The organism is Streptomyces sp. Je 1-4 4N24, from assembly GCF_026239515.1.
GTDB lineage: Bacteria > Actinomycetota > Actinomycetes > Streptomycetales > Streptomycetaceae > Streptomyces > Streptomyces nigrescens.
This window is the reverse complement of the sequence record NZ_CP110836.1, coordinates 7,565,857-7,585,577: the sequence shown is the minus strand read 5'-3', so window position 1 is coordinate 7,585,577 and position 19,721 is coordinate 7,565,857. Positions and strand designations below refer to the sequence as shown.

General features: G+C 70.2%; 12 protein-coding genes. 11 read left to right on the top strand and 1 reads right to left on the bottom strand.

The genetic code is table 11. The features are described 5' to 3' along the window. Positions 1-1,941: 1,941 nt before the first annotated feature. The 10 genes from SLV14N_RS33180 to SLV14N_RS33135 all read left to right on the top strand — a co-directional run bounded on the left by SLV14N_RS33180 (position 1,942) and on the right by SLV14N_RS33135 (position 15,965). Complete coding sequence (locus tag SLV14N_RS33180) at positions 1,942-2,379, top strand: phage tail protein (RefSeq protein WP_109888417.1); 438 nt, start codon at positions 1,942-1,944, stop codon at positions 2,377-2,379. Position 2,380: 1 nt separating this feature from the next. Further along, positions 2,381-3,160 carry a LysM peptidoglycan-binding domain-containing protein gene (locus tag SLV14N_RS33175; protein WP_263272322.1) on the top strand — a complete coding sequence of 260 codons (780 nt, stop codon included), beginning with the start codon at positions 2,381-2,383 and terminating at the stop codon, positions 3,158-3,160. Between the two features lie 16 nt (positions 3,161-3,176). Beyond that, positions 3,177-5,096 carry a VgrG-related protein gene (locus SLV14N_RS33170; protein ID WP_208686031.1) on the top strand — a complete coding sequence of 640 codons (1,920 nt, stop codon included), beginning with the start codon at positions 3,177-3,179 and terminating at the stop codon, positions 5,094-5,096. Between the two features lie 48 nt (positions 5,097-5,144). Next, the gene (locus SLV14N_RS33165; RefSeq protein WP_018087548.1) at positions 5,145-5,585 is read left to right on the top strand and encodes a GPW/gp25 family protein; all 441 of its coding nucleotides are present in this window, start codon (positions 5,145-5,147) and stop codon (positions 5,583-5,585) included. Beyond that, positions 5,585-7,603, top strand: a complete 2,019-nt coding sequence (locus SLV14N_RS33160) for a putative baseplate assembly protein (protein ID WP_263272319.1) — start codon at positions 5,585-5,587, stop codon at positions 7,601-7,603. The genes SLV14N_RS33165 and SLV14N_RS33160 overlap by 1 nt, the downstream gene beginning before the upstream one ends. Beyond that, complete coding sequence (locus SLV14N_RS33155; protein WP_127149862.1) at positions 7,600-8,157, top strand: phage tail protein; 558 nt, start codon at positions 7,600-7,602, stop codon at positions 8,155-8,157. The genes SLV14N_RS33160 and SLV14N_RS33155 overlap by 4 nt, the downstream gene beginning before the upstream one ends. Before the next feature lie 2 nt (positions 8,158-8,159). Then, the gene (locus SLV14N_RS33150; protein ID WP_263272316.1) at positions 8,160-9,455 is read left to right on the top strand and encodes a hypothetical protein; all 1,296 of its coding nucleotides are present in this window, start codon (positions 8,160-8,162) and stop codon (positions 9,453-9,455) included. Between the two features lie 302 nt (positions 9,456-9,757). Beyond that, complete coding sequence (locus tag SLV14N_RS33145; RefSeq protein ID WP_208686027.1) at positions 9,758-10,912, top strand: N(5)-(carboxyethyl)ornithine synthase; 1,155 nt, start codon at positions 9,758-9,760, stop codon at positions 10,910-10,912. 516 nt (positions 10,913-11,428) lie between these two features. Then, positions 11,429-11,722 carry a CU044_2847 family protein gene (locus SLV14N_RS33140; RefSeq protein ID WP_265874955.1) on the top strand — a complete coding sequence of 98 codons (294 nt, stop codon included), beginning with the start codon at positions 11,429-11,431 and terminating at the stop codon, positions 11,720-11,722. A gap of 61 nt (positions 11,723-11,783) precedes the next feature. Then, entirely contained in the window at positions 11,784-15,965 is a 4,182-nt protein-coding gene (locus tag SLV14N_RS33135) for a trypsin-like peptidase domain-containing protein (protein ID WP_317633724.1), read from the top strand. A gap of 145 nt (positions 15,966-16,110) precedes the next feature. Here SLV14N_RS33135 and SLV14N_RS33130 read toward each other — a convergent pair whose 3' ends face one another. Continuing rightward, the gene (locus SLV14N_RS33130) at positions 16,111-16,482 is read right to left on the bottom strand and encodes a hypothetical protein (RefSeq protein ID WP_208686024.1); all 372 of its coding nucleotides are present in this window, start codon (positions 16,480-16,482) and stop codon (positions 16,111-16,113) included. Between the two features lie 395 nt (positions 16,483-16,877). Here SLV14N_RS33130 and SLV14N_RS33125 point away from each other — a divergent pair, with 395 nt between their 5' ends. Then, positions 16,878-19,514, top strand: coding sequence for an NACHT domain-containing NTPase (locus tag SLV14N_RS33125; RefSeq protein ID WP_263272311.1), 2,637 nt, complete (start codon positions 16,878-16,880; stop codon positions 19,512-19,514). Positions 19,515-19,721 lie beyond the last annotated feature (207 nt).

Here is a 19,721-nt window from a genome sequence, read left to right as displayed (position 1 = left end):
GGTCGTACAGCGGCGGGCGGTTGGCCCACGCCGACCGATCGCCCCGAACCGGAGCAGCGCGCCGGAGGCCGCCCTGAGCACGGACGCCGCACCCGGCGCCGGCCCGGCGCCCAGCGGTGACTCGACCCCGTCAGCTCCGGGCACAGCACCGAGCGCGAGCCCTGCCCCGCACCCACGACCGGTCTCCGCTCCCTCCTCGCCCGCGAGCACGCCCTCGCGCGCGGACGCCGACACCAGTGATCCCTCGGGGCCGAGCCCGGCGACCCCGAGCCCAGCGGCCCCAAGCCCGGCCGCGACCCCGGCCCCGAGCCCGGCCCCCAGCCCGACGGACCCAAGCCCGGCACCGGGCCCGGCCGCCGGCAACGGCGACCGAACGCGTCGGCCGGTCCAGCGAGCAGTGGGGCAAGAGGGCCATCGTCCTGCGCGGCGGACCGGTGGAACAGGCGGTCAGCGTCTGGGACTTGGAGCTCCGCTGCACCGGAGTGGCGACGCCGGGAGCCCCGTCCAGGACGTTGCGGCCGGCGCACAGCCGGTCCAGCCTCCAGCCACCAACAGCCCTGCGCCGGGCCCCGGACAGCCCTCGCGACCCGCGGTCCAACGGAAGCCGCTGATCGGCGCACCCGCCGAGTCCACCAGCGTGCCCACCGAGTCCACCGCGATCCGTCGTCAGGACGCTGCACCGATACCTACCGCAACAGCGACGCCGACGCCTACAGCGACGCCGGCACCAGCAGCGACATCGGCACCAGCACCAGCACCAGCACGAACAGCGCCCTCGACGCCGGCTCAAATACCCACAACGTCCCAAACACCTGCTCCAGCCGCAGCCCCGGCTCCGGCCCCCGTGCAGCGCTCCGCGACGGCCATGGAACGTGCCACCTCCGCAGGGCCGTTGACGGCGACACGTACATCGGAGGGTCGTACATCGGAGGGCCGTACACCGAAGAGCCGCACATCCAGGACTCACACGCCGGAACCCCACCCGCAGGAATCCCACCCGCGGGAACCCCGCACACCGCAATCCCACCCCCAGGGTTCCCCCACCCCCACGAAGCAAGTCGTGACGACCAGCACCCCTCACCCTCCCCTCGCCACTCCCCTCCCCGCCCGCCGAGCGCCGCTCGCGTCGGCCCGTGCGCTGGACCCCATCGGCCGGCAACGGCCCACCGGTCAGGGGGCGGAGGCCACCGGCCCCGCAGCGGTGCAGCGATCGAGCGTGCAGGCCACTCCCGCCGTCCCCCTCCGCACCGTGGCGAGCACCGGGAACGCTGGGAACGCCGGGAGCACGGACCGCCCGGCTGACACAGCGGGACCGGCGCCCCGACGAACGGCCGTCCCGGCCGTCGCCCTGCAAAAGCCGGCATCGGCGCCGGCACGGACACCGGGCCCCTCGCACACTCCCTCTCGTACGGTCCGGACCGCACCGACCGTCCCCGCCGCCCCCGTCGTGCGGCACGCGCCAACCGCTCCGGGTATGCGAAGCGCTCCCGGCATCCCGGCTTCACCCCCGGCTCCAGCCCCCCGGCCCCTCACGTCGAGCGCCCTCCCGAGACAAGCACCGTCAGCCGCACCTCCCGGCCCCGCCCCGGCAGCAACCTCCCGCCCGATCCAGCGCGCCCCGGGCTCCTCCACGTCCGCCCCCACACCCCCAGCCCCCGCAGCGGCGACCCCAAGAACCACCCCAACCGGCCCAACGGCCCCCACCACCACGCCCACCTCAACCGACCCCACCACACCCACCACCGCCACCGACCCCGCAACCCTCGACGCCCTGGCCCGCCGGCTGGTGGCCCCGCTCTCACGACTGCTCCGTGCCGAATTGCGCGGCGACCGCGAGCGCATCGGACGACTGCGCGACCACGGCCGCTGACCCACGCCCGTCCCCCTCCAGCCCTGCCCCCTCCAGCCCGCCCACCACCTGACCCGAAAGAACCACCCACCATGCCCCAGGCCCAGGACCCCGGTTCCACCGTCTTCTTCAAGCTGACCATCGACGGCCAGGACCTCGGCCTGTTCAACGGCTGCGACGGCCTGGCCTCCGAGGTGGAGGTGGAACAGCGGCAGGAGGGCGGCAACAACGGTTTCGTCTGGCAGTTGCCCACCCGCGTGACGTTCTCCACGATCCGTCTCACCCGACCGCTCACCGCGGACACCTCCCGTGTGGCCGCGTGGATCTCGTCCCTCGCCACCGGCATCAGCCGGCCCACCGCACAGATCGCCGCGCTCCGCGCCGACGGTTCGGTCGTCGCGCAGTGGGGGCTGGTGGAGGTGCTGCCCGTGCGCTGGCAGGGGCCGAGCCTGGACCCGTCCAGCCCGGGGGTGGCGACCGAGACGCTGGAGATCGCGCACCACGGGTTCACCGACGCCGGAGGTGCCTGAGGTGGCCGCACCGACCGGCGGCAAGGCGGGCGCGAGCCTCGTACGGGCCGCCCTCGCGATCCACCAGCCCCCCACCGACCTCGGCGGTTCCATGGGCGGCCGCATGGGTGAGGTGGAGTTCCAGTTCAATCCGACCCAGTTGCAGCTGGGGCGGGAGGCGGAGTGGCACACCCAGACGGCGGTCGCCTACACGCGGGGCGCACCGCCCAAGTTCACCGGCACCCGGCCCGCCACACTCCAGCTGGAGGTGTTCCTCGACGCCTCCGGCACCCCGAATTCCGGCAAGGTGCAGAAGCAGATCGAACTGCTGCTGTCCTGCTGCGAGGTGACGGCACAGAGCGTCAATTCCAAGCGTCCGTCGCCCCCTTGGGTGCGGTTTTCCTGGGGGTCGTTCAACACGGTGCAGTTCGTGGCGTATGTGACGAGCGTCAGCGCCACGTACACCCTCTTCAACCCCACCGGCGAACCGATCCGCGCCACCTGCACGCTGTCCCTCACCGAAGTGGCCATGCCCACCAAGGGGCAGAACCCCACCTCCGGTGCGCTCTCCGCCCGCCGTATCCACCGCACGGTCGCCGGTGACTCGCTCGCCTCGCTGGCCTGGCGGGAGTACGGGGACGCGACCCGCTGGCGGCTGATCGCGGAGGCGAACGCGATCGACGATCCGATGCGGCTGCGGCCGGGCACGGAGCTGCTGCTGCCCGCCGCCGACGAAGACCCGCCTGAAGGCCATCCCCCGAGCCTGCCCCCGCATCCCACAACCCACGAGGCCGCCCGATGAGCAGCGAGAGCATCCGATGAGTGAGAAGACGTACACCAGCGTCCTGTACGCCGAGATCGGCGGCACGCCGCTGCCCGACAAGCTCGCCACCCTCCTCATCGAGGGCTGGGTGGACGCGAGCGTGAATGTCCCGTCCGCCTTCCAGCTCACCTTCAGTGACACGGGGTCGGACATCCTCAAGACCTTCCCGCAGATCAAGGTCGGTGCGAAGGCGGTGCTGTCGCCCTTCACGGACGGGCGGCGCGGTACGCCCATGCTGACCGGCGAGATCACCGCTCTCGAAGTGGACGCGGACGCCAGCGGCAAGTACCTGGTCGTCCGGGGATACGACCCGGGGCACCGGCTGCTGCGCAACCGCCGGGTCGCGGGCTACCCCCATATGACCGCGAGCGACATCGTGCGCCGTCTCGCCGGTCTCAACAAGCTCGCCCTCGGCAAGGTGGAGCCCACCCGCACCGTCTACGAGCTGGCCACCCAGCCCAACATCACCGACTGGGACTTCCTGCTCCGCCTCGCCCAGGAGAACGACGCTCATCTCTCCTTCGACCCAAAGGGCAAGCTCCAGTTCGGCAAGCTCGCCCCGGCCTCGTCGGCGCCCGCCGGCAGCACCCCGGCCGCGCAGAGCCCGTACGTCCTGGAGTTCGGCCACAACGCGATGCACAGCCGGATCGCCGTCACCGCCGCCGGGCAGGTCGACAGGGCGGGCGCGCGCGGCTGGGACATGCGGGCCAAGCGTGCGCTGTCCGCGCAGTCCCCGGCCACGACGAGCAAGGACATCGTCGCGGACATCACGCCGGGAACGCTCAGCAAGCCGTTCGGGAAGGCCGAACTGACCGCCACGGACACCCCGTTCACCACCCAGGCCCAGGTGACCCATGCCGCACGGGCCCTCGCCGACGACGCGGCGGGCTCGTTCGCCGAGCTGGAGGTCGCGGTCACCGGGAATCCGGATCTGAAGCCGGGCCGGCCCGTGGCGCTGAAGGGCGCCGGATTCCCCTTCGAGGGGAAGTACACGGCGACCGGTGTCCGCCATGTCTTCGAGTCCGGGCGGCCGTTCACCACCTGGCTGACCGTCTCGGGGCGGCAGTTCCGGTCGCTGTACGGGCTCGCCTCCGGCGGCGCGGAGGCGGCGCCGCCCATGCCGGGTGTGGCCATGGCCCTGGTCAGCAATGCCAAGGACCCGCTGCGGCTGGGCCGGGTCAAGCTGCGCTTCCCCTGGCTGTCGGACACCTACGAGAGCGACTGGTGCCGGGTCGCGCAGCTGGGCGGCGTACGGGGCGGCGGGCTGGTCCTGCCGGAGGTCGGCGACGAGGTGCTGTGCGCCTTCGACCGGGGCTCGCTGGAGCATCCGTACGTGCTGGCCGGGCTCTACAACGGCCGGGACAAGCCGCCCCGGGAGCCGGACGGTCTCCCCGCGGTCGACCCGACCAGCGGGCGGATCAACTGGCGCAGCTTCGCCTCGCGCAGCGGTCACATCGTCGAGCTGCTGGACGCCAAGACCCGGATGAAGAGCGGTATCCGGCTGCAGACCGGCAACGGCAGGATGACCGTCCACATGGACGAGGCACGCACCAGCGTCACCATCCGCAGCGACGGTTCCGTCTCCATCACGGGGACCCGGAACGTGAGCATCAAGGCGGGCGGCAACCTGTCGCTGACCGCGGGCGGCTCGCTGACGATGAGCGCCGGCGGGGCGGTCGACATCAAGGCGGGCGCGAAGTTCGGCGTCACGGCGGGCGCAGTGGCGGACATCAACGCGACCGGCGCCATCAGCCTCAAGTCGGCCGGCGCGGTGGCCGTCAACTCGGTCGGCGCGGTCTCCGTCAGCGCGGTCGGCGCGGTGGCCGTCAACGCGGGCGCCGCGGCAGCCATCAACTCGCCGGCCACGGTCACGCTGAACGCGCCGGCCGTCCTGCGCAACGGCATTCCTTTCTAGGGAGCTTGAGGAAGTTGAGGGATATGCGTCTCAAGGGGGGCACCGGACATGAGTGAACAGTTCGTCGGTGCGGGCTGGAGCTTCCCGCTGCGTACCGACGCGGGCGGCGGTATCGCACTGGCCCGCCGGGAGCGCGAGATCGAGGAGTCGATCCGGCTCGTCCTCGCCACCGCGCCCGGTGAGCGCCCGATGCGGCCGGAGTTCGGCTGCGCCGTCCACGACATGGTCTTCGCGCCGGTCAACGAGGCGACGGCCGGGCGCATCCGCTACGAGGTGCGGTCCTCGCTCGACCGTTGGGAGCCGCGTATCGAGGTCCAGGACGTCGAGGTCAGCCCGGCGCCGGACGATCCGTCCGTGCTGTTCATCGACGTGCGCTACAGCGTGCGCGGCACCAACAATCCGCGCAGCCTCGTCTTCCCCTTCTATGTGATCCCGTCCACGGAATCCCCCTCCACCGCGTCCGCCGCGTCCACCGAAAGCGAAGCCTGATGGCCCTGCCCGCACCCCATCTCGACGACCGTCGCTTTCAGCAGTTCGTCGACGACGCCAAGCGCTACATCCAGCAGCGCTGCCCCGAGTGGACCGACCACAATGTCTCGGACCCCGGAGTGACCCTCATCGAGGCCGTCGCCCACATGGCCGACCAGATCGTCTACCGGCTCAACCGGGTGCCGGAGAAGAACCATCTGGCCTTCCTCGACCTGCTGGGCGTCACCCTTTTCCCGCCCTCCGCAGCCCGCGCCGACGTCACCTTCTGGCTCTCCGCCCCGCAGCCCGAGCCCGTCGTGCTGCCCGCCGGGACGGAGGTGGCCACCGGCCGGACCGAGACCGAGGAGGCGGTCGTCTTCGCCACCGAGGACGATCTGACCGTCGTGCCCTGCGAACTCGCCGCCGTACTGCGGCAGGAGGCGGGGACCACCCCCGAGGACTGCGGCCAGGACGTCTTCGGCGGCCGCGATGTGGCCGTCTTCGCGGCCGCCCCGCAGCCGGGCGACACCCTCCTGTTCGGGCTGTCGGCGGCGGTGCCGCGGTGCGTGGCCGTGCTGCAGCTGGACAGCCGGGTGGACGGGGTCGGCGTCGACCCGCGCCAGCCGCCGCTGCGCTGGGAGGCGTGGACCGCGGACGGCTGGGCGGAGTGCGAGGTCTCGGAGGACTCCACCGGCGGCCTCAACCGGCCCGGCGAGGTCGTACTGCACATCCCGGCCGGGCACCTCGTCTCCCGCGTGGGCCGGACGGATGCCGCGTGGCTGCGCTGCCGGGTCGTCGAGGCCGCACCCGGCCAGCCGTTCTACAGCGCCTCACCGACCGTACGGTCCGCCTCCGCGTTCACCATCGGGGGCACGACGACGGTCGCGCACGCCGTCGTGATGCAGGACGAGCTGCTCGGCGAGTCCGCGGGCGTGCCCGGCCAGCGGATACGCCTGGCGCATGCGCCCGTCGTCGCCGACCGCCCGCCGCTGCAGCTGGAGGTCTCGGACGGGGACGGCTGGCAGGAGTGGCAGGTCGTCCCCGACTTCGCGGCCTCCGGCCCGCAGGACCGGCACATCACGCTGGAGGAGGCGACCGGTGAGATCGCCTTCGGCCCGTCGGTCCGCCAACCGGACGGTTCCGTACGGCAGTTCGGTGCCGTACCGGCCAAGGGCTCGGTGATACGGGCCGCGCACTACCGCACGGGCGGCGGGCGGTCGGGCAATGTGGCGCGCGGCGCGATCCAGGCGCTGCGCAGCTCGATCCCGTACGTGGCGCGCGTGGAGAACCGCGAGGCCGCGCGCGGCGGGGTCGACGGCGAGACCGTGCAGGAGGCGAAGGTCCGCGCGCCGATCACGCTCCGCGCGCAGGAACGGGCCGTGACCGCCCGCGACTACGAGGAACTGGCGCGGCGCGCGGCCCCGGAGGCCGCCCGGATCGCCTGTCTCGCGGTCGATCCCACCGAGCCCTCGACAGGCCCCGCGGGCACGTCGGGCGCTTCGGCCCCCGAGGCCGGCCAGACCGGCCGGACCGGCGAGAACGCCGTCCGGGTCCTGGTCGTCCCCCAGGCCGTCCCCGACCGCGGCGGCCGGCTCCGCTTCGAACAGCTGGTGCCGGGCGAAGAACTCCTGGGCCGTGTCACGCAGTTCCTCGACGAGCGTCGCCCGGTGGGCACCCGCCTCGCGGTCGGCCCGCCCTTCTACCAAGGCGTCACGGTCGTCGCGACCCTGCACTCCTTCCGGGCGGCGCGGGCCGACCGGGTACGCGCCGAGGCCCTGGACGCGCTCTACGCCTACCTGGACCCGCTGACCGGTGGGGCCCATGGCGACGGCTGGCCCTTCGGCCGCCCGCTGCGCTCCGGTGAGATCTTCGCGGCCCTGCAGCGGGTGCCCGGCGTGGAACTCGTCGACGAGGTCCTCCTGCACCCCGCCGACCCGCTCACCGGCCGCCGCGGCGACGCCACCGACCGCATCGAACTCGCCCGCTCCGCGCTGCTGTTCCCCTTCGACCACCGCGTCCGCGTGATCGAGGCCCGATGAGGGGCACCCCCGCGGGGATGGTCTCCCCGCATCCACTGGGCGGGCAGCTCCCCGCGGTCTACGCCGACGACGACTTCGCCCAGCGCTTCGTCGAGGGCCTCGATGTCGTCCTCGCCCCCCTCTTCAACGTCCTGGACTGCCTGGAGAGCTACTTCACGCCCGCCCTCGCACCCGAGGACTTCGTCGACTGGCTGACCACATGGGTCGGCACCGAACTCGACGGGACGGAACCGCTGGCCACCCGCCGCCGCGCGGTGGCCACGGCCGTCTCGCTGCACCGGGTACGCGGCACCCGGCGCGGGCTGTCGGACGCCGTCCAACTGGCCTTCGGAGTACGCCCGGAGATCATCGAGAGCGGCGGCGCGACCTGGTCCGCGCGCCCGCTCGGTGCCTTCCCGGGCTCGCCGCACCCCGGCCTGCGGGTGACCCTGCGGGTCCGCGACCCCGCCGCCGTCGACCCGCACCGTCTGCACGCCGTCGTCGCGGCGGCCCGCCCCGCACACCTCCCCTTCGCGGCCGAGGTGACCCACCTGCCCACCCCTGAAGGAACCTGACCATGCCCAGCGACCACACCACCTGCCCCGACTGCGGCTCTCCCGCCCCCCAGACGGACCAGTCCTTCTGCGACTCCTGCGGAGCCTTCCTGCGCTGGGACCGGCCGGCGCCGAAGCCGCCCACGGCGGGTGAGGACCGTACAGCCGCCGCTGCCCCTCCCACTCCCCCCGCCACGAACACCCCGGACCGCCACCCCGCACAGCCCGACACCACTCCCACTACTCCTTCTGCTGCTCCTCCTGCTGCTCCCGCCACCGGCGACGGCACCCGCCCGGCCGCCGCTCCGCATCAGGACGCGGGCGCCGCCCCGACCGCCCCGCTCCCGTCAGCCGCCGCGAACGACGGGAACGGCGGGAACGGCGGGAACGTGGGCCAGTCGCCGTCAGGCCCGGACAGCCAGGGTGACCGGCACGGCCAGGACGGCCAGGACGGCCCGGCCGCCCCCCGGGGCGTCTCCGAGACCGGAATCCGCGCCCTCCTGGTCCCCGTACCGGGTGCCTCGCCCACCCCGCCTCCCGAGGCGCCCGGCAGCGTGCTGCCGGGTCGTCCCGAGGCGGCCCGGCCCCGGGTCCGTACCCCGCACGCGGCCCCCGAGCCCGAGCACGGCGCACCGTGCCGGAGCTGCGGAGCGCTCAACGCGACGGGCCGGCACTTCTGCCGGAGCTGCGCCAACCCCCTCACCGACACCGCGCCCGAGACCGCCGAAGGCCCGTACGCCGGTCAGCGGCCGCGGCTGAACCGCGACCGCAGCCGGTGGATCACCCGGGCAGTGGTGGCGGCGGTGATCGTGGCCGTCGTGGCCGGGGGAATCATCGGAGGGCCGCCGGCCGCGCAGGCCGTGCAGGACCACTTCGCCAAGCGCGTCCCCGTACCCGCCGCGCTCTGGAAGGCGTCACACTCCGGCCCCGGCCAGGACGCGAAGCTCGCGTTCGACACCTACTCCAACACCTGGTGGGGGACGGGCTACTCGGGCAACTCGGACGGCCAGTACCTGGAGGCCGGATTCAGCCAGCCCACCGACCTGCTCAACGTCCTGATCACCCCCGGGGTTTCCGCCCGCACCCCGCAGGCCGCCGACCCGGCCCGGCCACGTGAGTTCGACCTGATCGTGACCGACTCCGCGGGCAAGAAGCATGTCTCGCACCCCCGGATCAATGACGGCGGGGCACAGAAGATCGATGTGGCGGTACGGAACGCGATGACCGTACGGCTGGTGCTGCACACCGCGTACGGCGCCACGGAGGACAAGCAAGTGGCCATCGCCGAGCTGGAGTTCTTCGGCCGGTCGGCGCGATAGCCGGCGGGGCCAGGGACAGCCGGAGGCATCACGCTCCCCCGGAGCATGCCGCCAGAACGACGTTCTCCCGGCGCGCGGCTCGCTGCGCGCCGGGGCTTGAAACGCGCGGCCGAGGTCCAGATTCCGGCGGCCCGGCCCGCGTGGACGAAGTCGTCGACCGGCCGTCGCGCGGCACGACCGACACCAACCTGAAGACGCCGGGATGGGGCGCGCCTACTAGGGCGCCCGGTCCCGAAGAGCGCTGCCGGCCCGGCCCCCGCATTCCGGGGGTGTGCTAAACAGGGCGTAATCAAAGGGGTACCTTGCAGCAGCTCAAGCTCGGAATCATGTCGCAGACCCGCAAAGAGAACGAGCACCGTCTGCCGATCCACCCAGCGCACTTCGCACGCATCGACGCCGACCTCCAGCCGAGCATCTATCTGCAGACCGGTTACGGAGAGCACTTCGGAGTCCCGGACAGTCAGCTCGCACCGTTGGTCGCCGGTTTCCGCTCACGTCAGGAGCTGATCGCGGAGTGTGACGTCGTCCTGCTGGCCAAACCGCTGCACGAGGATCTGGCGGAGCTGCGGGACGGGCAGGTGCTGTGGGGGTGGCCGCACTGCGTGCAGGACGCGAAGGTCACGCAGGCCGCCATCGACCGCAGGCTCACCGTGATCGCCTTCGAGGCGATGAACCACTGGACCCGGGAGGGTTCGTTCAACCTGCACGTCTTCCACAAGAACAACGAGCTGGCCGGCTACTCATCGGTGCTGCACGCCATGCAGCTGACCGGTGCGACCGGTGACTACGGGCGCCGACGGCGTGCCGTGGTGATCGGCTTCGGCGCCACCGCCCGCGGCGCGGTCACCGCGCTCAGCGCGCTGGGCGTTCACGAAGTGGATGTGCTGACTGCCCGCGGCGTCACCGCCGTCAGCTCACCGATCCACTCGGCGCGGATCGTGCACTTCGACCACGACGTGGCCAACGGCACCCTCGACCCACGACGCAGTATCGCGCTCACCGAGGACGGCCCGGAGCCACTGGCCGAGTTCCTCGCCCGGCACGACATCATCGTCAACTGCGTGCTCCAGGACACCGCGGCGCCGCTGATGTTCCTGATAAAGGAGGACCTGCCGAAGCTCGCGCCCGGCACCCTCGTGATCGACGTCTCCTGCGACGAGGGCATGGGCTTCGCCTGGGCCCGGCCGACCACCTTCAGCGACCCCATGTTCACCGTCGGCAATCACGTCCACCACTACGGCGTGGACCACAGCCCCTCCTACCTGTGGGACGCAGCCACCTGGGAGAACAGCGAGGCGCTGATCCCGTTCCTCCGGCCGGTCCTCGAAGGACCCGCCGGCTGGGACGGTGACACCACCATCCACCGGGCAATCGAGATCCGCGGCGGCACCGTCCAGAACCCCGCGGTCCTGGCCTTCCAGAACCGCGCCGAGCAGTACCCGCACGCGCTGCTCTGAGCCGACGCCACCCGGTCGACGGCGTACGCGGCGCGGGCACGCCGTCGACCGGGCCCTCCGATGCCCCACGGCCGCGAAACCAGCACTCTCCTCGGAGGGCCCACCCGCCCGCCACCACAAGATCACCGCCCACCGGGGAGGCCGTCGGCCGCCGTACCCACCGCGACAGCGAGCCGGCCCGTGCAATAGCCGTCCTCGACCACGTCGTGACCGCAGCGGCCCGCCGTCGTCACCGTGCGGTCGGCGCGTCGGCTAAGCGTGTGCTGTACGGGCTCTGGGCCGGAGGCTGTACCCGCCTCGGGCGTCGTATATCACGGCCATCGGGGCGCGGACAGACAGCCCGCGGAACATGGCCGCTTGTCCACCGTGCCATTGAGTTCCTCCGGTTTATCCCGGGCAATGTGCCACTAGGCTGTTCGGTGATGTCAGTCGGGCGCACGACGCTGGGCGCGATCGGCTTTGGGGGAAGGGGAGTTGATGCGGAGTCTTGCGCAGATTTCGTTAGAAGACGGGGGTGTGATCCTCTTCGAGGCCCCTCCGGAGCTCGACGGGCCGGTCAAGGCCGGTCGGGTCGCCGAAGCGGTCCGTGAGCTGCCGCACACCCTGCAGGCGGCCTTGGCCCCGGTGAGGGATACAGCACGGGCGGTGCTGGAGCAGTTGCGGCAGGCCGGTCCGCATGAGGTGGAGGTGGAGTTCGGGGTGGACGTGGCGGCACAGGCCGGGGCCGTGATCACCAAGAGCGAGGCGAAGTGCCACCTGAAGGTGCGGGTGTTGTGGCGGAACGGAGAGTCGGCCGAAGGCGCCTCCTGAGCCTCGTGGACCGAGGGAGAACGACGCAGCGGCAAAACGGTGTCCATGGGTGTGATGGCGAGTGGAGGGCGGGGTCGTGGCTGTCGCGGACGGTGTTCCTTCCGGTTCCGGGGGCGAGCGTCGGCCGGCCGTAGAAGCGTCGGCTGTACTGGCGTCGGTCACCCAAATCCTCGAAGGAGATGACGGTGTAGCCGGGGCGGGGTTCCTCGTTGCCGGGGACACCGTCGTCACCTGCGCTCATGTCGTGCGTGCCGCAGGGCAGGAGCCCGGCGGACGGGTGCGGCTCGCCTTTCCCCACCTGGCGGGGGCGCCGACAGTCGCGGGACGGGTGCTGCCCGAGGGGTGGCGCGCTCCTGAGGCGGAAGACGTCGCTGTCGTACGGCTGGAGAGTTCCCCGCCCGGAGCGCGGGAGCTGGCACTGGGTTCCGCGGAAGGGTGCCGGGGGCACCGGGTGTCCGCGTTCGGGTTCCCGGCCCAGGCTCCGCCAAGCGGTCATTTCGGCTATGGGGTGGCCGGTGATCTGCTGCCGACCGGCGGCCATGCGGGCCATCTGCTGCAGTTGACCGGTGCCAACGACCTCACAACGGGGTTCAGCGGCGGTCCGGTCGTCGATGAGGTGACCGGCCTGGTGATCGGCATGGTGACCGCAATCAGTGGCCCTGACAGCCACCTCAAGGGCCTGGGCATCGCCTACGCCACTCCCACGCAGGCGCTGCGCGAGATCTGGCCGGAGCTGCTGGAACAGCAGGTATCCCCCTATCGCGGCCTGGAGCCCTTCACAGCGGAACACTCCCGGTGGTTCCACGGCCGGGAAGCGGCCGTGGAAGGGGTGCTGGCCGGGCTGGACAGACAGCAGCGGGCGCTACTCCTGTTGGGGCCCTCCGGTGCGGGCAAGTCCTCCTTGGTGCAGGCCGGCGTGCTACCCGCCCTCGCCGAAGGCAGGGTGCCCGGCAGCGACCAGTGGCTCACGCTGGTCGTCCGCCCCGGAGAGGATTTGCTCGCCGAGCTGGAGCGGGCAGGGCTCCCCGGGGCCACAACGGAAGGCATCATTGCCGCCGTTGAACGCAGGCTGGCCGCCGATCCCGTCTGCCGACGCGTCATCTTGGTGATCGACCAGTTCGAGGAGCTCCTGGCCCAGGCCACCTCCGGCGAACGTCCCGCGGAGGCGGGTCTGTCCGCCGCAGAACAACTCCTGGCGGCGATCGGCTCTCAGGCCGCGGCCACCGTGATCATGGTCGTACGGGACGACTTCTACCCGCGGCTGGCCGCCCTGGCCCCGGAGCTGCTGGAGGCCGCCGCACCGGGGCTGCTCAACGTGCCCGCCAACCTGAGCGTCCCGGAGCTGCACGCCATCATCACCCGGCCCGCCCACACCGCGGGTGCCCGAATCGAGGACGGGCTGGCGGAACGGATCATCACCGATGTGCTGGCCGCTGACTCCACAGGCTTCTCCCCCCGGCAGGCAGCTGGCACCCTGCTGCCTCCCCTGGAACTGACACTGAGTCAGTTATGGGAACGCCGCGAGGACGGTCGACTCACTCACCGCGCGTACCAGCAACTCGGCGAAGTCACCGGCAGCCTGACCGCATGGTGCAATACGGCCATGGGCAGGCTGACTGCCGACCAGCGCCGCGTCGCGCAGCGGATCCTCACCGCTCTGGTGCGGCCCGCAGACGACACCCACCTCGTCCCCGCCACGCGCCAGCAAGTCCCCCTCGACCGACTGCGCGCCCTGGCAAGCGACCAGGCTGACGGCCGGGCCTTCGATGAGGTGCTGACTGCGCTGACCCGCCGCCGGATCGTCACTACCCGCACCGCGAGCCGCGCCGATGCCACTCCCGGCCTACCGGTGGCCGAACTCATCCACGACGCCCTCATCCGCGACTGGCAGGACCTGCGTGACTGGGTGGCCGAAGACCATCAGTTCCACGCCTGGCTGCACCGCACCGGCGAACGGCGCGCGCGCTTCACAGACAGCGGCCACCCCGGTGACCTGCTGGACGGGACCGACCTCGCGGAGGGCCTGGCCTGGTCCAGGCAGCGCGGACTGCCCTCGGACATCGCCGCGTTCCTGACCGTCAGCCACCGGCGCCAGCAGGCCGCGGTCCGCCGCACCCGGCGTGTCAACACCGTCCTGGCCTGCCTGCTCGCCATGGCTCTGATCGCCGCCGGAGGGGCTCTGTGGCAGCGGCAGAACGCCGTCACCGCACAGCAAGAGGCCGTTGCCTCAAAGGAGGTGGCCCAGTCTCGGCAGCTGGCGGTCCAGTCCGGCGCCCTGCTGGAGGCTGACCCAGAGCTGGCCTCCCTGCTCGCCGTCCAGGCATACCGGACCCGCCCCACCGATGAAGCCGCCGCCAGCCTCTTCAAGGCCGCGGCCCTGCCATTGCGCCGCACCCTGCCCGGCCACCCTGACAGCGTGCACTCGGTGGAGCTCAGCCCGAACGGCCGCACCCTGGCCACCGGCAGCGACACCATGGCGCGACTGTGGGACACGGAGACCGGCAAGCGCATAAAGACCATCACTGGCCACACCGGCCGCGTGCTGGAGGTGACGTTCAGCCTGGACGGCCGCACTTTGGCTACGGGCAGTGACGACGGGACAGTGCAGCTGTTGGACGCGACGACAGGCCAAGGACGAAAGACCCTCACCGTCCCCGGCGGCGGCGTGTGGTCGGTGGCGTTCGCCCCCGACGGACGTCTGGCCACCGGCAGCAAGGACGGGACAGTGCGGCTCTGGGACGTGGCGACGGGCAAGGCCCGAAAGCCGCTCACCGGTCACTCCGGCGGCGTGTATTCGATGGCGTTCAGTCCGGACGGTCGAACCCTGGCTACAGGCAGCGACGACAAGACCGTACGGCTCTGGAATGTCGCCACCGGCTCACCCCGAAAGGCCCTCACGGACCCGAGCAAGAGCGTGCATTCGGTGATGTTCAGCCCAGAGGGCCGAACCTTGATCACCAGTGGCGAGAACGGGAAAGTGCTGCTGCGGGATGTCGCGACCGGCAAAACCCGCAAGACCCTCACCGACCCGAGCCGCGAGGTCAACTCGGTGGCGCTCAGCCCTGACGGCCGTACTCTCGCCACCACAGGCACGGACGCCAAGATTCGGGTGTGGGATGTGGCGACTGGCGCAACCCGAGAAACCCTCACCGACCCAAGCGGCGGAGTGTGGTCGGTGGCGTTCGGCCCGGACGGCCGCACCCTGGCCACCGGCAGTGACAACGGGACAGTGCGGCTGTGGGGCATCGCCACTGACGCGCCCCGGACGACCCTCACAGGTTCCACCGAGTCTGTGCGTTCGGTGGCATTCGCCCCCGATGGCCGCACCCTCGCCGCGGGCACCGGCCGGCGGGCGCGGCTGTGGGACGCCGTAAGAGGAGACGCCCGGAAGCCGGCCTTCACCAGCCGTACCGGGCGGGTGTATTCGGTGGCATTCAGCCCCAACGGCCGCACCTTGGCCACCGGAACCGATGGCGTCGTACAGCTATGGGACGCGGCAACCGGCACATCCCAGAAGAGCCTTGGAAGCCAAGCGGGCAGCTTGCATTCGATGGCGTTCAGCCCGGATGGCCGTACCCTCGTCACAGGCGATGACGGAAGGAGAGTGCGGCTGTGGGACGTCGCCACCGGCGACACCCGAAGGACTTTCACTGACCCGGGCCTGGGCGTGGCTCATGCGGCGTTCAGTCGCGATGGCCGGACCCTCGCAACGGGGAGCGACACCGTGGTTCGGTTGTGGGACCCAGTGACGGGCAAACTTCGCAGAACACTCCCTGGTCACGCCGGCCGTGTGCTGCAGGTGGTGTTCAGTCCCGACGGTCACACCCTCGCGACCGTCGACGGATGGACGATTCGGCTGTGGGACGCCACCACCGGCGAACGCCGCGGCACCCTGACCGGCCACACCGGGTATGTGGACTCGGTGGCGTTCAGCCCCGACGGCCGCACGCTCGCCACCACAGGCGAGGACGTCAAGGTTCGACTGTGGGATGTGGCGACCGGCGAAATCCGGGACACTTTTTCCGACCCGGGCGGCATTGCGTGGTCGGTGGCGTTCAGCCCGGACGGCCGTACCCTGGCCACCGGCGGTGACGACGGGGCGGTGCGGCTTTGGGACGTCACTCTTCCCGGCCCGGCCGAAGCAGTACGAAAGATCTGTCAGCTTGTCCACCGGGACTTCAGCGCGGCAGAACGTTCGTCTTATCTGCCGGACCAGAAGCCCACTCCCGTATGTCCGTCGTGAGTCCGAGCCCCGGATATCGCACAGCTGTGATCCGGCGGCGCGCATTGTTGGCGATCTCTGGGGTTCGGTCCGGTCGATATCTCAGGGAGGGGCCGCACGCGGCTGTGGTGGCACGGCCGTAGAGGTCGTGGCCACCACACTCACGTCATGCGTCGGCGTCGCTGCAACGCTTCGCCTTGGCACGGTAGGCATCTGCCCTCTTGTCGTACGCCCGCGCCTTCTTCTTGTAAGCAGCGGCCTTCTTCTTGTGGCCATTGCGCGCCTCATGCCTCGCCTTGGCCTCGTACTTGTCGGACTTGAGCTGATACTCCTTGGACTTGTGCATCAGCTTGAGCGGGTCGCAGGTGCTGTGGCCCGAGAGCGCGGGGGCCGACACCGATGTGATGGCGGTGGGTTGTGCCGCACTCGCCGAGGCTGTGCCGACGGCGACCGGTCCCGTCACCGCCACCGCGGCAACGGCCACGGACGCGAATACGCGGCCGAACAGCGACCGATCGTCACCCTTGCGCTTGCTCATCTTATGCATCCCCCTTGTTGACACTGATGGAACGTGTTCGCACTGTCACCCTAGGGACTTGCCCGTCCATCCGGCCATGGGTATCCCGGCCATGAGCGATGGCGCTCTTGCCGCCGCCGTCCCGCCGGACACCGGCCTTCTCCAGGAGTACGGCGAATGGACGGCCGTCGTCCATCCCACCCCTTTCGAGGTCACCGGTCTCCACGCTGCGCTGAGCGTCGCCCACCGGCCGCAGTCTTGGAGACCGGTCGTCAGGTCTGGGAACCAAGCGCTAGGGCAGCGATTGCCAACTGGCCACCGCACTTGGGCTGTTTCCCGGGCAACCCATCACTCCATCTCCTAAGCTGCTGCCGGGCCGACGGTTGGCTGCCGTCCTCACACCAACCGGGGAGTAAATGGAAGCCGCTGCCATTGGCGCTCGCCTCGCCTCAAGCGTTGTAGCGCCGCTGATCAAAAGACTCTTCGTAGCTGACGGCCCCGGTGCCGGTTTGGTCGACAAGCCACTGCGCGTCTCGAAGCTCGTTTCGTTCAAGGGCGAGAAACGAGTCCTGTCGGACGAAGATCTGCACAAGATCGCCGAGGAACTGGTGAACCGCGCTGCGCAGTCCACCGGCGTCGAGGAGCGTCTGCCGGCATACGAACAACGCGCTGTGGCACATGCCGTAGCGGACTCCCTGAGATCCCTCGGCTACATCGACATGGACGACGTGCAAGCCGTGCAGCTCGGGCACCTTGCGCTCTCCAGGCATCTGCGGTCGCAGAGCCCCTCGGCCACTCTCGGTTTATCCAGCGACGCGGTGACACTTCATGCGAGCGTGCTCGACACCGCGTGCCTGCACATCCTGCAGTTCTTCACCCAGAGATCAACTTTTGTGGCCCGTACGCTGATCGAACACAGCCGTCGGATCGAAGAGTTGTCTCTCAAGATCGACTCCCTGATTGCCCGCACTCCCTCGCCGGCCGACGGGCCTTTCGAGGAGCGCTACGCCGAGTACATCGCTGCCAAGCACGGCAAATTGACCATCTTTGGGCTCGATCTGTCCGAGGCGCCGGAGAATTGGCCGCTCGACGCCGCCTATCTGAGCTTGGACGCAGTGGGTGGCAGAACGCATGACCTCCCCACCCTCCTCCCCGCCGATCACATCTTGGCCGGCCGTGACCGGGTGTTGCTCCGGGGCGTGGCGGGGTCAGGGAAAACGACGCTCGTACAGTGGCTGGCGGTATCCACGGCGCGGAAGGCTCTCGACGAACGTCTGTTGTATCTCTACGGCCTGGTGCCGTTTGTACTGCCGCTGCGCACACTGACCCGGGGCGGCGCCAAACTCCCCACACCCGACGGATTCCTGGCCGCCGTTGACTGTCCCATCGCCAACCTCCAGCCAACGGGGTGGTTCGACAGGGTGTTGAGGTCAAAGCGTGGGTTGATCCTGATCGACGGAATCGACGAAGTTCCGGTAAGCGAACGCCAAGAGGCTCGCCGTTGGCTACAGGAGCTCGTCAGTTCCTACCCGCACAACCGGTGGCTGGTGACCTCTCGCCCTTCGGCCGTACGCCAGGACTGGTTGGTCGGTGACGACTTCGCAGAACTCGACCTTGCTCCGATGAGCCGGGAGAACGTTGCCGAGTTCATCAAGCGGTGGCACAAGGCCGCGGGCATTGGTGACCGCTACGCCACAGATCTCCTGCAGTCCGTACGAGACAAGCAAGACCTGGGCCGGCTCGCCACCAACCCCCTGATGTGCGCGCTGATCTGCGCCCTTCACCAGGACCGTCGTGGCTACCTCCCGGACGGCCGGAAGGAGGTCTACGACGCCGCTCTCTCCATGCTGCTGTCCCGGCGTGACCGTGAGCGAGGAATCTACAAGCCGGGCACCATCCGCATCGGCGAGGAACATCACATCCAGTTGATCCAGAAACTGGCCTACTGGATGATCCGCAACGGTCGTTCCGAGATGGACCGGGCCGACGCCATCGAGCTGCTGGAGCACGCACTACCCGCGATGCCGAAGATCGCCGATCAGGGGACGGCTGAGGAGATCTATCACCACCTGCTGATCCGAAGTGGTCTCCTGCGCGAACCCAGCGCAGGTTCGATGGATTTCATTCACCGAACTTTTCAGGACTACCTGGGCGCCAAGGCAGCTGTGGAAGGTCTTGACTTCGATTTCCTCATCGCGCACGCGCATCTCGATCAATGGGAAGACGTCATCCGGATGTCCGTTGCCCACGCTCGGACCATGGAGCGAACCCGGCTGCTGACCGGTCTCATTGAACGAGGTGACACATCGGAGAAGGACAGCAGGCGTCTCCATCTGCTGGCAGCGGCCTGTTTGGAACATGCGACAGAGCTGAATCCGGGTGTACGGATGGAGGTGGAGCAGCGGGCCGCGGCGCTCATTCCGCCTCGATCGGCGGATCAGGCACGCGCTCTGGCTGATGTGGGCCCGGTCGTTCTGGACCTGCTTCCCGGACCGCAGGGGCTCTCCGACGACGAGGCCTACTTCACGGTACTGTCCGCAACCCGTCTTGCCACCGACGCCGCGATCTCGCTACTGGCGCAATACCGCGACCTCTCAGACCTCCGTGTCCGTTCGGAACTGGCCAGGGTCTGGAGTCGTTTCGAGTGCGATCGATTCGCTGAGGAAATCATTGCTCACCTCGGAGAGGAAGATCTCTACTTCTGCGTCTCGAATGCACAGGAACTGCATGCGCTCCGACGGTTCGGTGGCCGTACTCGCATCCGGATGACAGGCACGATCACACCTGAGGATTTCCGAACTGCCTGCGATCGGTCCCGCCTCACTCATCTGTGGGTGGAGGCCGACTCGGGCGCCACCTGGGAGTGGCTGGCGTACTTCCCTAATCTCCACACCATCACCTTCGAAAGCCCGCTGGCCAGTATCGATGTGAGCAGTCTCAAGAAGGTCAGCTCCCTGCGCACCATTCGAATCCCCGAGGAATCCGTGTTCGTGGGCTCCGAGGCTCTTCCGCCGTCCACGAAAATCGTGCGAGCGTGCCTGAGCACGACCTGATGGGCGCGGCGCCGTCCGCACCACAAATGCCCGCCGATGGCGTGCGCGTGCCCTCGGGTCGAGCCCTGCGTCCTGTAAGGGCAGGTTCGAAACCACGTGGCAGAGCCTGCGCGCCCGTCTGGTGGACGTGGTGCGGGAGGTGACGGCCTGGGGCGCAAAGGGAGCCACGGTGCTCGGTTGGCGCGGTTGTCGGCGTATTCGGCGCGG

What these genes read in the sequence shown, in the direction of transcription:
- SLV14N_RS33125 (WP_263272311.1), top strand. Translation starts at nt 16,878, where the DNA reads ATGGAAGCCGCTGCCATTGGCGCTCGCCTCGCCTCAAGCGTTGTAGCG.
- SLV14N_RS33165 (WP_018087548.1), top strand. Translation starts at nt 5,145, where the DNA reads ATGAGTGAACAGTTCGTCGGTGCGGGCTGGAGCTTCCCGCTGCGTACC.
- SLV14N_RS33150 (WP_263272316.1), top strand. Translation starts at nt 8,160, where the DNA reads ATGCCCAGCGACCACACCACCTGCCCCGACTGCGGCTCTCCCGCCCCC.
- SLV14N_RS33130 (WP_208686024.1), bottom strand. Translation starts at nt 16,482, where the DNA reads ATGAGCAAGCGCAAGGGTGACGATCGGTCGCTGTTCGGCCGCGTATTC.
- SLV14N_RS33160 (WP_263272319.1), top strand. Translation starts at nt 5,585, where the DNA reads ATGGCCCTGCCCGCACCCCATCTCGACGACCGTCGCTTTCAGCAGTTC.
- SLV14N_RS33170 (WP_208686031.1), top strand. Translation starts at nt 3,177, where the DNA reads ATGAGTGAGAAGACGTACACCAGCGTCCTGTACGCCGAGATCGGCGGC.
- SLV14N_RS33155 (WP_127149862.1), top strand. Translation starts at nt 7,600, where the DNA reads ATGAGGGGCACCCCCGCGGGGATGGTCTCCCCGCATCCACTGGGCGGG.
- SLV14N_RS33180 (WP_109888417.1), top strand. Translation starts at nt 1,942, where the DNA reads ATGCCCCAGGCCCAGGACCCCGGTTCCACCGTCTTCTTCAAGCTGACC.